Annotated in this window: 12 protein-coding genes and 1 tRNA gene; 2 read left to right on the forward strand and 11 right to left on the reverse strand. The window is 66.1% G+C overall.

The window, feature by feature from the left end; all coding sequences use genetic code 11:
• Positions 1–86: 86 nt before the first annotated feature.
• The 5 genes from E3T24_RS02140 to E3T24_RS02160 all read right to left on the reverse strand — a co-directional run bounded on the left by E3T24_RS02140 (position 87) and on the right by E3T24_RS02160 (position 5,192).
• Positions 87–476: a hypothetical protein gene (locus tag E3T24_RS02140; protein WP_134434225.1), complete on the reverse strand. Its 390-nt coding sequence runs from the start codon at positions 474–476 to the stop codon at positions 87–89.
• A 6-nt stretch (positions 477–482) separates the two neighbouring features.
• Entirely contained in the window at positions 483–746 is a 264-nt protein-coding gene (locus tag E3T24_RS02145; RefSeq protein WP_241978589.1) for a helix-turn-helix domain-containing protein, read from the reverse strand.
• A gap of 582 nt (positions 747–1,328) precedes the next feature.
• Positions 1,329–3,716: a DEAD/DEAH box helicase gene (locus E3T24_RS02150; protein WP_134434226.1), complete on the reverse strand. Its 2,388-nt coding sequence runs from the start codon at positions 3,714–3,716 to the stop codon at positions 1,329–1,331.
• Positions 3,709–4,617, reverse strand: coding sequence for a nucleotidyl transferase AbiEii/AbiGii toxin family protein (locus E3T24_RS02155; RefSeq protein ID WP_134434227.1), 909 nt, complete (start codon positions 4,615–4,617; stop codon positions 3,709–3,711). Before E3T24_RS02155 ends, E3T24_RS02150 begins: the two co-directional genes overlap by 8 nt.
• On the reverse strand, positions 4,614–5,192 hold the full coding sequence (locus E3T24_RS02160; RefSeq protein ID WP_134434228.1) for a type IV toxin-antitoxin system AbiEi family antitoxin domain-containing protein: 579 nt from the start codon (positions 5,190–5,192) through the stop codon (positions 4,614–4,616). The genes E3T24_RS02155 and E3T24_RS02160 overlap by 4 nt, the downstream gene beginning before the upstream one ends.
• 436 nt (positions 5,193–5,628) lie before the next feature.
• Here E3T24_RS02160 and E3T24_RS02165 point away from each other — a divergent pair, with 436 nt between their 5' ends.
• On the forward strand, positions 5,629–6,408 hold the full coding sequence (locus E3T24_RS02165) for a site-specific integrase (RefSeq protein WP_166789153.1): 780 nt from the start codon (positions 5,629–5,631) through the stop codon (positions 6,406–6,408).
• A gap of 127 nt (positions 6,409–6,535) precedes the next feature.
• Here E3T24_RS02165 and E3T24_RS02170 read toward each other — a convergent pair.
• Positions 6,536–6,609, reverse strand: a tRNA-Pro gene (locus E3T24_RS02170).
• A 301-nt stretch (positions 6,610–6,910) separates the two neighbouring features.
• On the opposite strand from E3T24_RS02170, the gene E3T24_RS02175 reads away from it, so the two are divergent.
• Positions 6,911–7,540, forward strand: coding sequence for a GNAT family N-acetyltransferase (locus E3T24_RS02175; protein ID WP_134434230.1), 630 nt, complete (start codon positions 6,911–6,913; stop codon positions 7,538–7,540).
• Here the strand turns inward: E3T24_RS02175 and E3T24_RS02180 are convergent.
• The 5 genes from E3T24_RS02180 to E3T24_RS02200 all read right to left on the reverse strand — a co-directional run bounded on the left by E3T24_RS02180 (position 7,537) and on the right by E3T24_RS02200 (position 15,107).
• On the reverse strand, positions 7,537–9,234 hold the full coding sequence (locus E3T24_RS02180) for a chitinase (protein ID WP_134434231.1): 1,698 nt from the start codon (positions 9,232–9,234) through the stop codon (positions 7,537–7,539). The two genes, E3T24_RS02175 and E3T24_RS02180, sit on opposite strands and share 4 nt — an antisense overlap.
• Positions 9,231–11,540, reverse strand: a complete 2,310-nt coding sequence (locus tag E3T24_RS02185; protein ID WP_134434232.1) for a glycosyltransferase family 2 protein — start codon at positions 11,538–11,540, stop codon at positions 9,231–9,233. The genes E3T24_RS02180 and E3T24_RS02185 overlap by 4 nt, the downstream gene beginning before the upstream one ends.
• A gap of 282 nt (positions 11,541–11,822) precedes the next feature.
• Positions 11,823–13,340: a ribosome biogenesis GTPase Der gene (gene der, locus E3T24_RS02190; RefSeq protein WP_134365047.1), complete on the reverse strand. Its 1,518-nt coding sequence runs from the start codon at positions 13,338–13,340 to the stop codon at positions 11,823–11,825.
• On the reverse strand, positions 13,337–14,023 hold the full coding sequence (gene cmk / locus E3T24_RS02195) for a (d)CMP kinase (RefSeq protein ID WP_134365046.1): 687 nt from the start codon (positions 14,021–14,023) through the stop codon (positions 13,337–13,339). Before cmk ends, der begins: the two co-directional genes overlap by 4 nt.
• 1 nt (position 14,024) lies before the next feature.
• Positions 14,025–15,107 carry a prephenate dehydrogenase gene (locus E3T24_RS02200; RefSeq protein ID WP_241978590.1) on the reverse strand — a complete coding sequence of 361 codons (1,083 nt, stop codon included), beginning with the start codon at positions 15,105–15,107 and terminating at the stop codon, positions 14,025–14,027.
• Between the last annotated feature and the right edge of the window lie 16 nt (positions 15,108–15,123).

Consider the following 15,123-nt stretch of genomic DNA (forward strand, 5'->3'; position numbering starts at 1 on the left):
ACCCCCGACGCGGCCTGGATCAACAAGCCAGCCGACGCACAAGAAGAAGAGCCGAAACTAGCCGCCTAAACTCACGCTGGCCTCATTCACCTTGACAAATTCCGGACGCCTATCTCGCGCAGCGTGAGACTGCGAAACACCGGGAGGACGAGCGTGCGCATGTTGCGCTCGTACAGATTCCGGGTCGTCCTCGAGATGCGATTCTCCATGTCGATGTCCTCGAGCCAGTACGTCGCCAGGTCTTCGAACGAGCTGTCCGGCGTCAGCGACGTGTTCGTCGGCTGCTGCAGGTATCTCGTCGTGAGCTTGCTCTTCAGCGATCGCTCGGCAGCCCGGGCGGTGTCTCCGGTGGCCTGGACCTGGCGTGTCTGTCCGTCCCAGTCCCGGTAGCGGGTCCGAGCCTCGAATCGGCCGGACGGCGTCACCCGGATGGTGATGTCGCCGAAGGTGCTGATCGTCAAGCGTGGCCGCGACATTTCAGTTCACCGCCGATCGGTGCGCCGGGGTGGGCTGGAGGGTTCGCGCTGCTCGGCAATCCAGGCCCGCACGTCGGAGATGGCGAACTTGAGGTGTTTGCCGAATCGGTAGGCCGTCGGGCCTTTGCCGCGCACACGCCAGTCGTAGACCGTGGAGATCGGTATGCCCAGGTAGGACGCCAGCTCGTTGATGTCCATCAGGGGTTCCAGGCCCCACGCGTCGGTGGAGGGGGTAGAGGAGGAGGTTGGGTATTCGTCGTGGATGCTCATACCCAGGAGGTGCGCACCGCAATCCCGAACGATCGGGATGGACCGAGAGCGACGTCGCCGCCCCGGATGGGAAGGCCGTCTCAGCGGCTCCGGAGAGGAGTAAAAGGTGGGTTTGTGATGGGGTAGTCAAATCTTTAACCAAAAAAGTCCCGGAAACCCTTGAGTTTCCGGGACATTTGGTCGGGCTGACAGGATTTGAACCTGCGACCCCTTGACCCCCAGGCGTCCAACCGGCGCCCGTCTCACCGAAAACCGCGTGATTCCGGGGTTCAGATCATGCAGGACACGTCATAAAATGCATGGTTTGCATGATTCTGGTCCCCTTTTGGTCCCCTTCACCGCAGCGAGAACCAGACCTCACCATCGTTTGAAGTACTTGGTGGGGGCTCGATTCGGTTCTCACTGACCATCACGGTGAGGTGACCTCTCACGTCAACGATCCGACGCTCAGAACTTCGAACTCACAACGCTTCATGGGACGCGACCCCGAGCATGGAACTGGCGGGCCTTCGAGGTTCGGCGCAAGGGAGCCGACAATCATGCGAAAATTTCGTGGCCGACCGCGGTCGGCACCCGCCCGCCTCATTCAGCAGGTTCCGCCGTCACGAAGCCTTCCTTCGACATCACGCGTCTGCGCCGTGAGTACATGCGTTCCAAGATAGGCACGTTCTTGTCCCGGTAGTCGTGAACGATCGCGGGCATAGAGTGCTCCGCTCGTCCACGCGTGATGCGGCCGATCTGCTGAATGACGCGCCCTTTGAAAGAGACCGGGACAGTGAGGAAGAGAGTGTTGAGCGTCGGGAGGTCGAGACCTTCTCCGGCGATCTTGTCGATGGCGACAAGAACGAACGGCTGCTGCTGCGCGTCCATCTCCTCAAGCGAACGCCTGATGTCACGGCGGTTGGCGGCGGTGAGGCGTCCGTGAAGCCGGATCACCGGCGAAGCGCATGATTCCAGCGCATCCGCGAGTACGTCGAGGTGTTGGAGCCTGTTCGTCAGTACGAGGCAAGTGCGCCCCTGGTCGGCTGCTCCTCTGACGTGCCCTGTAATCATTTCGTTGCGCTCGGCATCGGCGGCGAGTTCCGAGTAAATCGCCTGAACGGATGGACCGTCGATTCCGGGTTCCTCGGTGCGGAAGGTCGTCTCATGGACGACCATCTCGCGAGCAGCATGATCGACGGTGTCGACCACGTGGCGGATCGGACCGCATTGCATCGTGATCAGTCCATTCATCTGATCGGCGCGGTAGGGTGTCGCCGTCATCCCCACCCAGTAGCGGACATTGACGTTGCGCAGGGCGGCTTCGGTTGCTGGTGCTGCGACGGCGTGGCATTCGTCGATGATGATCTGCCCGTACTCCTCCAGCGTGCTGGGGTCCGCGTTCCGATGCGCGACGGACTGCATCATGATCAGGTCCACAACGCCTCGCTGTTTCCGTCGCCCCGCCCCGAGCTGACCAATCTGCTTCTCGGTCAGGCCGAGGAACTGCTGGAGTCGTTCGCGCCACTGGGCGAGCAGTTCGGCACGGTTCACGAGGATCGCCGTTGGCGTCGCGCGTTCGGCGATAAGGGCGCAGGCCATGACCGTCTTGCCTGCGCCTGGAGGAGCGACGAGCACTCCGGTGTCGTGCGCGAGGAGCGCATCGACCGCGCGCAGTTGCTCGTCTCGGAGTTGACCCGCAAAGGTCACCTCTAGACACGCCGGCGCCGTAGCCACTGTCTCGGTCGTTGTCTGGAAGCCTGCGTCCGCGAGGAGCGCTTCGGCTTCGTCGGCGAGTCCCCGAGGCAGGCGCAGTTCGTGCTCGTCATGCTCGAAGCTTGTGACCAGACGCGGCGTGCCGAAGGTACTGAACCGCTGAGCCTGTCTGCGGTAGAACTCCGGATTGGGCAAGGACGCCATGTGCTTGAGTTCGGTGATCAAAATCCCCGGAAGGACTTCCGTCGGGATGTGCAGAAAAGCATCGCGGCGTAGCCCCAGCTTTCGTCCCGCTATCGTGCGCGCGACCGCCTTGATATTTGATCGCCGCGGCCGTGCACCGAGCGACTCCGCCGGCCCCACGCGCGACTCCGCGAGGCTCGTCGAACCGAGTTCAGCGACCCGTTCGACGGGTACGGGCGTCGTCATTGCCAGGGCCGCGAACTGATCCTCGTACGGATCCCAGGTCCCGGGATCGACGAACACGGTCGTCCCGCGTCGGGGGCAGTCGCCCTGCAGCGGTAGCGCGATGAGATTGCCCAGGCGCGCCCGCCCAGTGGATCGTTCCGGCAGGGTGTCTTGTGACGGAAAGAAGCGATCGTAACTCTGAAAATCCATCGTCGGTCGGCGCGCCATGGCGGCGCGCAGAAGGCGCATCCCTGCCGTGCGTGCTGTCGCCGCCGGAACAAGGTCCTCGAAAAAGATCCAGACATGCGCACCCTCACCGGATCGCGACACTTCGGTGAGCACGTCGATCCTGGCGCGCTCGCACTCCGCAACGAATGCTGTGGCGTCGTGCCGCCACTGCGCGTCGTCGAAGTCGCAGACCAGTAGACGGCACTGGTCGCCCTCAACCATCGGGTAGAGGCCGACATGAAACTCGCGCTCTCCGGGTTGAGAAGCGCCTCGAAGATGCCGCTCCACGGTTCGATCTTCGAGTGGCAGATAGTCCGCAGCGGTCTCGGATCCGGTGTAAAAGCCGCCGCGTACCGCGGGGGCCCAACCTGACTTTCCCGTGCGCGCGCTGGTCCATCGCACCGCGTGGACATCATTCCTGCCGACGAAGCGAGCACGGAACAGGGCGAGCTTTTCGGCACTCGACGATGCTGCCGTCACCGCAGGCAGCAGGCCAGCACGAGCAGGTACAGCCACCAAGACCTTTTCCATCGCGTCTCTCGCGCGCTCAAGTTCTCCGAGCTCGCTGCGAGCCTCCGCGAGGCCCTGCTCCAGTCTCGTTATCCGAGACCTCAAGACGTCGATCTCGGCGTCAGTCAACGGCTTTTCCCCAGGACTGAGAGTTCGGGTCCCATCTCAGATAGGCCACGTTATTTGTCAGGGCAGGTTCGGCGAAGAGTATGCATGCCTGAAGAAGTTCGGCGAAGCTCTCCGGCGTCGACTGTTCGAGTCGTTGCTTTTTACGCCAGGTCTCCCACTTGCGTTGTGCCAGCGCCGGCATCCCCGCCATCAGTGGTCCAAGGGGTTCGATGTCGACGTGACGGTAGCGGGCGACGGTGACGATCGCCTCGCGCAGGTCTGCTCCGCGGATGATCCTGGACCTCGCGATGGCCGCGATGTCGGTGAAGTCGCGCCAGCGGGTGTTCTGCTCACCTCGTTCGAGTGCGGTGACGATCTTCTCGGCAAGCACCATGTGGTCGGGATAGCCTCTCAAGCGAAGTGTTCCGCCGAGCAGCAGCGGGAGCACCGCTTCGGTTGGGGCCGGCCAGATCGGATCACCAAAGTTCACGTCGACGTGCAGAGCTACCCGCGCGGTCGCGAGTTGCGCGGTGATCTTGACGCGGACACCGTTGTAATCGGCGTCGTCCCGGATTGGCTCTCCCACTGCTGAGTCCGGATCGAACTCCAATCCGTCTTCGAGATGTACCTCGATGATGCTGCGCACCCGTTGCTCGACATCGGCTATGTCGTTGGCGAATCCAGTCGCTGCGAAGTCGATATCGCGGGTCGGTCGGCGCGCAGCGAATGCCGCCATAAGCACACCGCCCTTGAGTACGAACTCTCCGGCATGCTCAGAGACGGCCAACCGGGCGAGAAAACCTTCGAGCGCGTACAACGTGAAGTACTCAGCAGGATCGCGTCCCTCACGGCGGGCGAGATTGCGCAGATCGTTGTACGCCTGCCCAGCAGGAGTATCTCGTGTCGGCGTTGGCGGAGTCATAGGAGCGCCTCGAGCGCCTGGCGGATCCGCGGCTGCGCCTTTGGGAAAGACGAGGCAACCTTCAACAGGGCCGCCGGCGAGTTCCCGCGGCGGCGCAACCACCGTCGGAGTGCGTCGTAGGCGACGTCGCTGCCTTCTTGATGCATGAGCCGGAAGCAGTCCACGATCGTTCTCTCGGCTGAGTAGATGGAGAACCTAAGTCCATTTCCGGCATCGATGTGGTCGCGTCCGATGTGAAAGGTTGTCGGGTCGAAGCTGTGCCAGGCAACGTGAGCGAGCCCAACGGGATGATGGACACCACGCGGTAGGGCGATATCGGACTCGAACGGGATGGCGTCGCTCAGGTCGTGGTGCACGAGCGCACTCGTTAGACACAACGTCGCCTCTTCACGCACGGCCGTTGCTGCGGCGAGCGAAGCAAAGGCAGTGTCGATCTTGTCAGGACGCAGATACACGCCGCGACCTACGCGCTCGATCTCACCCTTCGCGAGAAGGTCGTAAACCTGATCTTTCCGCAGGCCTGCGGTGCGAGCGTCGCCGAGCGTGAACACGGGTCCGAGGTCCGCCGCCATCATCCACCTCCCAACTCTCTACACATGAAGCCTATCTGTAATGAGTTAGGAAGGCTACGACGAGGCTCAAGGGATGAAACGTTCCTTTGCCGCCATCCCTCCACTCGGAGTCCACATCAACACCGACACCTTGCCCTGCGGAAAACGTATTCGCGCACGAGCAAGGTGGACTGACCCGATCTCAGGTGTTCGCAAAAGTCGATCGATCACCGTCGACAACAAAGCGTCCGCATACGAGTTCTTCAGAGCGCTAAGGTCCCACGCCGGCGCAGACCTCGACCCGTTCATCACACTGACGGACTACGCAAATCAGATCGGAGATCGGTTCCTCCGCGGCGTGGACATGACCTCCACTGCCTCCGGATACCGTGCGGGACTTTGGCTCCGAGCTCTACCGGCGCTTGGGCGTCTATGCATTCGGGACATCACGACCGGAATCGTGGACCGAAGCATCGACCGCTGGGAGATCGAGCACTCTCGCTCGACACTCAAGAACACGATCGCTGCACTCACACGAGTTCTCGACGAGGCCGTTCGCGACGAAATCATCACCCGAAATCCGGTGAGAGACCGGGCTCATCGACGGTATAGGATGCGGGAGGCACCGCAGCTCCAAACACCCATTCCTTCACTCACCGATGTCGGACTGATCGCTGCCGCGTGTGCCGAGGCCCACCAGAGCTACGGCGACCACGTCATGCTCAGCGCCTTTCTTGCCGCACGCACTTCAGAAGTCGCCGGGCTCGTCGTCGGCGACATCGATTGGACGAACAGGATCGTCGCGATCGAACGCCAGTGCTTCCCCGGTGCCGGCGGCCTCAGCATCAAGCCTCCGAAGGGTCGTCGAGCTCGCCAGGTGCCGATCATTGAGCCGCTTGAGCCTGTGCTGCGCAGGCTCACGATGCGGCGGGCGCGCAGCCTGCCGTTGTTGCGCGGGCCACGCGGCGGTGTCATCACGACTGCAACGTTGCGTGACGCAACCGGTTGGGACGAGCTGGTTGCATCGCTGGGGTTGCGGGGGTTGCGCCGTCATGACCTGCGGCATGCGGGTGCAACCTGGTTCTCGAATGCCGGCGTCCCGATCCATGTCGTGAGCGACATCCTCGGGCATACGTCCGTTGAGACCACGCGTGCGTACCTTCACACTGACAACACCGCACTGCAGAACGCTGCGGCACGGATCAACAAACACCTCCGGGAGACTGCGATGAACAGCTAGAAGCACCTGAACCCCTTGACCATGTCGAGTCAAGGGGTTCAGCGGGTACATATTTGGGTCCAAGACCGGCACACCACCGCTCATGCGACGTCACAAAATACCCCTTTGATCAGGCATTTTGCTTTTGTCGGGCTGACAGGATTTGAACCTGCGACCCCCTGACCCCCAGTCAGGTGCGCTACCAAGCTGCGCTACAGCCCGTTATTTAGTTTTTACCTCGAAAAAAGCTGTTTTGCGCTTCCAACCCCCTGACCCCCAGTCAAGTGCGCTACCAAGCTGCGCCACAGCCCGCCGCTCCTGCGCGATTTCAACGAGTGGAATCAACAGGAGACAACTCGAATAGCTTACCGCGTCCGCGGAGTGCTCGCGGACACCATCCGTCGTTTGAGCACGGGATCTGCAGACGGGTGGCCTGAACGTGCGGCGCCAGCGTCACGCGGGGGCTGCGCCGCTTCGCGGGTGCAGCGCGGCGAATCCGCAGCCGTGGGCGTAGCGTGACCCCATGACTGCTGACGCCCAGTTCAGGATCGAATCCGTCGCATCCGTGCCGCGGGTGGACCTGGAGCGAGTGTTAGGCACCCGCGGAGACCCGGCGGGGTGCTGGTGCCAGTACTTCAAGCTGCAGGGCAAGGCATGGGCGGAGGTCACAACCGACGCGTGCGCCGGGATGCTGCGGGAACAGGTGCGGGCGAGCTCCCCCGGGCCCGGCGTGGTGGCGTATCTCGACGAAGAAGCGGTGGGATGGTGCGCTGTTGAGCCGAAGACCGCGTACCCGCGGCTTCGCCGCACGAAGGTGGTCGTTCAGGGCAGCAGGCACGAAGCGGACCACGCATCCGTGTGGGCGGTGACGTGCTTCGTGGTGCGGGTGGGGTATCGGCGCCGCGGGGTCGCGGCCGCACTGCTCCGCGCGGCTGTCGAGCAGGCTCGCAGCCAGGGCGCCCGGGTGATCGAGGGGTACCCGGTGGACGTCACCCGGCGGCCGGGGGCGCCGTCGGCGGAGCTGTATCACGGCACGCAGACGCTGTTCACGGCAGCCGGATTCGCGGTGGTGTCACGGCCGACGGAGGACCGCTCGGTGATGGAACTGGTGCTGCAGGGCCGAGCGGCCGCCTCGAGTCAACCGAAGACCTAGCCGGCCGGTGTCGGCGCGGGCGTCGGAGCATCCGTCGTCGCCGCGGGTGCAGGAACGACGGGTGCAGGAGCGAGCGGCGCAGGCACGACCGGCGCCGGCGGCGGGGTCGCCAGGAGGGCGGCCACCTCGGCGGCGCTGAGCGGGGTCCACGGGGAACCGTCGGGGTTCGAGAAGGCCGCCTCGGGGCTTTCGGCCTGGTTCCACCACTTGGCCTCGAAGGGCGCTCCACCCAGCAGGATCCGGTCGCCCTTCTGGTAGGTGGCGGCGCCGTCCCAGCTCGGGTAGGTGCCGGCCGGCAGGGAGGGCGCCTGGATCGGCTTCTCCCCCGGCAGCACCGGGCCGATCAACGTCCACAGCGTCTCCCACGCGTTCAGAACGGGGTTGTCGGGCAGGTCGCCGCGCGTCCACCACTTGGCCTGGTACACGTTGCGGTGCCAGACGATCTTGGTTTCGGACAGGTAGGAGGCCTCCGCGGCCCAGATCGGGTACGGGCTGGTCTCCGGGTCGTCGGTGAGGTCACCGATCTTGTCGGTCTCGTCTGTGGTCGTGGTCGACGCGGATGCCTCCGGCCGCCCCGTGAACCCCTTGGCGAGCAGATCGGCGAAGCGGGTCTCGCCCTGGCTGACGCCGCTGCAGGAGTCGGACACCCGTTTGAGGTCGGCGTAGTTCGAGCCGCAGGTCTGGTCGCGGTTCAGCGACCACATCGACATGCGCCCGATTTTGTTCTCCTGCGCGAACCTGCTCAGCCTGGTGGCGTCCTTGAGGCTGAAGACCTCGCTCGGCACGTCGTTCTGGCCGATCATCGGGGTGGCGCCGATCTTCGACCACAGGGTGGCGTCGGTGAGGTCGGTGCCGGCTCGCGCGCACAGGGCGCCTAGCTGCCGGTGGCCGGCCTTGAGGGCGGCGATCGACGCGGTGGCCATGCTGTCGCCCTCGGCGCGGCTCGAGCCGTAGTCCATCGTCATCAGGTTGACGCCGGCCAGATCCACCCCGGCGTTCAGCATCTGGCTGACGGCATCCGTGCCCTGCTCCGTCATTCCGGCGGGCGCGACCGGCAGGGTGAGCCAGACGGCGAGGTCCTTGCCGTCTTTGCGGCGCTGCTCCTGCAGGGTCTTGATCGCGGTGGCGCGGCGGAGGCCGGCGGCGGTGTCGCTGAGGTTCTCGGCCTCGATGTCGAGGTCGATGGTGGTCACCTGGTAGCGGTCGACCACGGCCGCGTAGGCGTCGACCAGGTTGCCCGGGTCGGTGCACACGGTCGAGAGTTCGTCGTTGCGCAGCCCGCCGAACGAGACCACGACCTGGCCGCCGAGCTTCTCGGTGCGGGCCAGCCGGCGGTCGAGGTCGAGGGATTCCGAGGCCTCGTCGAGGGTGAACGCGGTGCCCCAGGTCGGCACGCAGGGCGCGTCGGTGGCCGCCACGATGAAGGACAGCACCACGTCACGGCCGGCATTCGACGCCGGGGTCTCGAAGTTGAAGGTGGGCGTGGCCGTGACATCCGTGTAGCCGGCGAACCAGGGCGTGTACGCCTCGGATGCCCGGGCGGCGGTCCACATCTGCACGCCGAGGTAGCCGCCCACGCTGAGCACGCCCACCAGCAGCATCGAGAGCAGGACCCGCACCGGGGACAGCCGGCGCGAGGCCCGGGGCGGGTCGGCCTGCACCGCGTCGGCCTGCACCGGCACCGCCTCACTCATGAGGCGACCCGCACGTTCTGCAGGGAATGCCGGTGCACGGATGCCCCGTCCACGCCCGCAGGCACCGCACCCGGCGCGTAGCCGTGATAGATCACCGCGCGCCAGTCCAGCGCCGGTTCCGGCTGCCCGCCGGCGGTACCCGGCGAGGCGGCGCGGGGCTTACGTTCCACGCAGAGCCAGCGGGTGCAGCCGAGCCAGACGTCGACGACGGAGTTCCAGAGACCGATGGTCGCGAGGATCGCCGCACCGGCCAGCAGCAGGTTGAACGCCGCGAAGGCCGCGTTGCCCCAGTTCTGGGCGAGCACGTCACGCCACAGGGTCAGGCCGGAGAACGCGACGATCAGGTAGGGCGTCAGCACGAACAGGAGCGGCGCGGCGGTGCGGTTCTTCACCTTGAGCGTGCGGGCGAAGGGGATCTTCTTGATCGTGATCGCCTGCTCGAGGGACTTCAGCACCCCGGCCAGGTTCACCGGCAGCAGCACCAGGTTGAAGCCATAGATGCGGAAGATGTCGCTGGCCTTGTAGCCGCAGTAGCGCAGGTCGCTGCCCATGGCGAGAAAGTATGGCAGGGCGGCGAACACCACGACGGGGCTGAGCAGCCGGCTGTCGTAGGGGTAGGCCAGCAGGAACATTCGGCCGAAGCTGGCCCAGGCGATCGAGGTCATGTAGTTCACCCGCAGGAACAGCTCGGTCAGGCTGACCGGGTGACCCTGGCGGCGGCGCTCGCGCAGCTGTTGCCAGAGCTTCGGCAGGATCAGCAGCCCGCCGTTAGCCCAGCGCCGCCGCTGCACGATCAGCGAACCGAAGTCGGGCGGGGTGGCGCTGTAGCTGAGGCGTTCGGGGTAGTTCACCAGGGTCCAGCCGTGGGTGCCGAGGTCGATGCTCGACTCGGTGTCCTCGATCACGGTGCGGTCCTGCACGTAACGGCGCACCTCGAAACCGCCGACGGTCTCCACCTCGACGATGTCCTCGAGGGCGCGCTTGCGGATGACGGCGTTCGCCCCCACCCAGAACGTGGCGCCGTAGTGGGACATGCCCTGGTGCAGGATGTGCTGGATGTCGGTGGTCGCCCCGGCGAGCCGCTCGATGCGGGTGGGCGCCCCGCGGAACGACGAGTACGGGGTCTGGGTCACGGCCACGCGGGCGTTGTCGGGCTGCTCGAGGAAGTAGACCAGGCGCAGGCAGTAATCGCGCAGCAGCAGCAAGTCGGCGTCGAGGGTGAGCAGGTAGTCGGAGTCCGACACGACGAAGTCGGCGTCGGCCCGGTCGGCGACGGGACGGAGGATGGTGCCGTCCGGCCCCTCCTCGCGGCGGAAGAAACCGCCCATCAGCCCAATGTAGGCGTTGAGGTTCATGGCCTTGTTCGCCTCGTGCGACAGCGACGCGTAGAGCTTGCGCTCGAAGGTATCGAGCTCGGCGGAGAAGGTCCAGACCAGGCGGCGGTGGAGTTCCAGCATCCGTTCTTTCGTGGGCGCCGTGTTCTCGTCGGCGGCCGCGTTCAGGGCCGTCGCGGTGAGGGCCAGCTCGGCGGACAGGCCGCCGAGCACCTGCTCGACGAAGAAGGTGTCGACGTGGTCGGTGACCTTCTCGGCGGCCTTCATGCGGTCGAGCCAGCCGGCCGCCCAGGAATAGTGGCCGGCCAGCTCCCGCACGGCCTCCACGGACACCGCGGGGTCAGCGGCCAGCTCGAGCTCGCAGATCAGCAGCTCGTCGCTGAATCGCACCCTCGGTTCGGCCAGCGCGGCCTCGATCTGCTGGGCGATTCCCCGCGAGTAGGCGAGGCGCTCGGCCACGACGGCGTCGGTCGGATGCGGCGGGTCGCCCAGGAGCAGCACGACGCGCAGGGCGGGGTACTCCTGCAGCGCCGCCGACCAGAGTGTGGCCCGCACGACGGCGGGTTCCTCGCTGTAGGACGGCACGAGCACGGTCATCGACCGCTGCTGGGCGCCGAAGTGGCTGTCCAGCTCGGCGCGGGGAACCCGCACGTGGTCGCGGAAACACTGCAGGGCGCCCTGGCGGGCGACCAGGTACATCAGCGCGGAGAAGGTCAGGAATGTGACCACGACGAGATAGGAGATCGCCTCGGTGGTGAAGCGGAAGCTCTGGGTGCCGTTGTTGAGAAACTCGCGCATGATCGTGTACACGAGGTAGGTCAGCCAGGCCAGCACGGTGACCAGGATGGCGAGGCGCCCCCAGGTGATCTTCGAATCACTGGGGCGGTCGTGCACGATCGGGAGCGGTGTGGTGCTGCGTTCGGAACCGAATTGCCGTTTGCGGGCAGGCGAAGCTAGGGACTTCGTAGGCATGGAGAAGCATCCTCGAGGGGCAGGATTGGAACGATTCGCGCGAGTGGAGGGTCTGGCGAACCTGTGGGGCTGTGGGCACAGACGTGCCACGAGAGATCGGGCACCTCGGATTTCGGGTCCGGTGCCGTGGGGCGTTAGGGCGGGGGGAATGTCAGATGGGTCGTGAATCGAGCTGTGAAAAAACTCGATACGAAAAATGTCGGTGCAGGGCCCGGCAACGTAAAAGACCCCGAACGGGGGTGCCGTTCGGGGTCTTTCAGGTTCGCTGCTGAGGGCTGCGGCTTAGCGCTTGCGCTTCTCGCGCACGCGCATGCTGAGGTTGATCGGGCTTCCCTCGAAGCCGTAGACCTCGCGCAGGCGACGCTGGATGTAGCGACGGTAGCCCGGGTCGAGGAACCCGGTGGTGAAGATGACGAAGGTCGGCGGGCGACTGGACGCCTGGGTGCCGAACAGGATGCGCGGCTGCTTGCCGCTGCGCACGGGGTGCGGGTGCGACGCGGCGAGCTCGGCCAGGAACGCGTTGAACTTGCCGGTGGCGACGCGGGTGTCCCACGACTCCAGCGCCAGTTCTAGTGCGGGGACGAGCTTCTCCATGTGGCGGCCGGTCTTGGCCGAGATGTTCACGCGCGGGGCCCAGGCGACGTGCGCCAGGTCCTGCTCGATCTCACGCTCGAGGTAGCGGCGACGGTCGTCGTCGATCTGGTCCCACTTGTTGAAGGCGAGCACCAGGGCGCGGCCGGATTCGAGCACCAGGTCGATCACGCGCACGTCCTGCTCGCTGATCACCTCGGTCACGTCGATCAAAACCACGGCGACCTCGGCCTTTTCGAGGGCGGCGCTGGTGCGCAGCGAGGCGTAGAAGTCGGCGCCCTGCGAGAGGTGCACGCGGCGACGGATGCCGGCGGTGTCGACGAAGCGCCACACCTTGCCGCCGAGCTCGACCTGCTCGTCGACCGGGTCGCGGGTGGTGCCGGCGAGCTCGTTGACGACAACGCGCTCCTCGCCGACGACCTTGTTCAGGAGGCTCGACTTGCCCACGTTCGGGCGGCCGAGGATGGCGACGCGGCGCGGTCCGCCGACTTCCTGCTTGGCGACGGCGGAGATCTCGGGGAGTTTCTCGAGGATCGCGTCGAGCAGGTCGGCGACGCCGCGGCCGTGCAGGGCAGAGACTGGCCAGGGCTGGCCGAGGCCGAGCGCCCAGAGGCTGGCGGCTTCGGGTTCCTGACGGATGTCGTCGACCTTGTTGGCGACGAGGAAGACGGGCTTGCCGGCCTTGCGCAGCAGGCGCACGACGGCCTCGTCGGTGGAGGTCGGCCCCACGTTGGCGTCGACGACGAACATGACGACGTCGCAGAGTTCGATGGCCAGTTCGGCCTGAGCGGCGACGGAAGCGTCGATGCCCTTGGCGTCGGGCTCCCAGCCGCCGGTGTCGACGAGACTGAAGCGGCGTTCGTGCCATTCGCCCTTGTAGGTGACCCGGTCACGGGTCACGCCGGGGGTGTCCTCCACGACAGCCTCGCGGCGGCCGAGGATGCGGTTCACCAGGGCGGACTTGCCCACGTTCGGGCGGCCGACGATGGCGATGACCGGCAGGGCCGGCAGGTACTGGATGGCGTCGGGGTCTTCGGTCACCGTGTCGAGGACGTCGAAGTCCTCTTCGTCGAGCTCGTACTCGTTGAGTCCGGTGCGGAGTGCGGCAGCGCGTTGCGTCACCAGGTCTTCATCGAGGTCGTCCAGGCGTGTTACCAGCTCGGTGTCGATGGCTGGGATCATGTCGTCGAAGTCGTTGTTGTTGGTCATGCGATGGCCTCGCGGTAGGTATTGATGACGTCGAGGACCGCGTCAATGGTCGCTTCTAAGTCGAGATGAGTGGAATCAACGGTGGTCACACCGTCTGCGGCGCTCATGAATTCGACTACCTGTGAGTCAGCGCGATCCCTCGATCGCATCTGTTCCGCCACGGTTTCAGCCGATTGGGTCGATATTTCCGCAGAGCGCCTAGCCATTCTAGCCTCCTCGGAGGCGGTGAGCAGTATGCGGATCTCGGCGGTGGGGGCCACCACGGTCGTGATGTCCCGGCCTTCGATCACGATTCCGGTGCGCTTCGAGCTCGCGGCGATCGTGCGGAACAGCTGCGTGAGGTGCGCGCGCACCTCCGGGATGCGGGCCACGGAGCTCACGATCGCGGAGACGGCGGGGTCGCGGATCGCGTCGGTGACATCCGTTTCACCGACCCGGACGACGTGCTCGTCGGGGGCGATTCCGATGGAGTAGTCGAAGTCGGCCAGGGCGGCCACGACGGCGTCGGTGTTCTCCGCGTCGATCCCCCGGTCGTTCACGAACCAGGCGAACGCCCGGTAGGCGGCGCCCGTGTCGAGGTAGTCGAAGCCGATGCGCAGGGCCGCGGCGCGGCTGACGCTGGACTTGCCGCTGCCGGCCGGTCCGTCGATGGCGACGATGTGGGGGCTTGAGTGACGACCCATATTAACCAGCAATCCGCCAGCCGCGGGCGGCCAGCTCTTCAGTGAGGCGGGAAACGGCCTCGGGGAGTACGGAGATTTCGGCCAGGCCGATCTGGGCGCCCGGCGAATGCTCCAGGCGCAGGTCTTCCATGTTCACGTTCAGCTCGCCGATCTCGTTCAGCAGCCGGGCGATCTGGCCGGGCCGGTCGTCGATCATCACGATGAAGGAGGCGTAGCGGCGGTCCTGGCCGTGCTTGCCCGGCAGCCGGGAGACGCCGGCGTTGCCGCCGGCGAGTTCCTCGGCCACCTTGCGCCGGGCGCCGGGGGCGGCCGGGTCGGCGAGGGCGTCGATGAACCGGTCGAGGTCTTCGCGGTAGGCGACCAGGATGTCGCGCACCGGGGCGGCGTTCGCGCCCAGGATCTGCACCCACAGTTCCGGGTCGCTCGCCGCGACCCGGGTCACGTCGCGCAGGCCCTGCCCGGCGAGGTTCAAGGCGGAGCCGGGGGCATCCGTTAAACGGCGCGCCATGATCGTGGAGACGACCTGGGGCACGTGGGAGATGAGTGCGACGCCGCGGTCGTGCTCTTCGGGCGTCATCTCGACCAGGGTCGCGCCCAAGTCGAGGATGAGGTCGTCGATCGCGGTGGCCTGCTGGTAGCTGATCGCGTCGTGTGCGGCGACCACCCACGGGCGCCCGACGAACAGGTCGGCGCGACCGGCGAGGGGTCCCCCGCGTTCGCGGCCGGCCAGGGGGTGGCCGCCGATGTAGCGGGACACGTCGGCTCCGCGTTCGCGGAGCTCCTGCAGCGGGGCCAGCTTGACGCTCGCGACATCCGTCACGATCGCCTGCGGGTAGGCGGCGAGTTCGCGCGCGACGATCTCGGCGGTCACGTCGGGCGGCACGCAGACCACGATCAGCTGCGGGGCGTCACCGGCGCGGGCGGCGCGGCCGGCGCCGTAGTCGACGGCGATGCTCAGGTTGGTCGGCGAGGCGTCGTCGAGGATGACGTCGATTCCGCGCGCGCTGAGGCCCAGGCCGACGCTGGTGCCGAGCAGCCCGGCGCCCACGACGCGCACGGGCCCGATCAGGCGGGATTCAACCACGTGGGGACTCCTGACG

Source organism: Cryobacterium sp. TmT2-59, from assembly GCF_004403545.1.
Lineage (GTDB): Bacteria > Actinomycetota > Actinomycetes > Actinomycetales > Microbacteriaceae > Cryobacterium > Cryobacterium shii.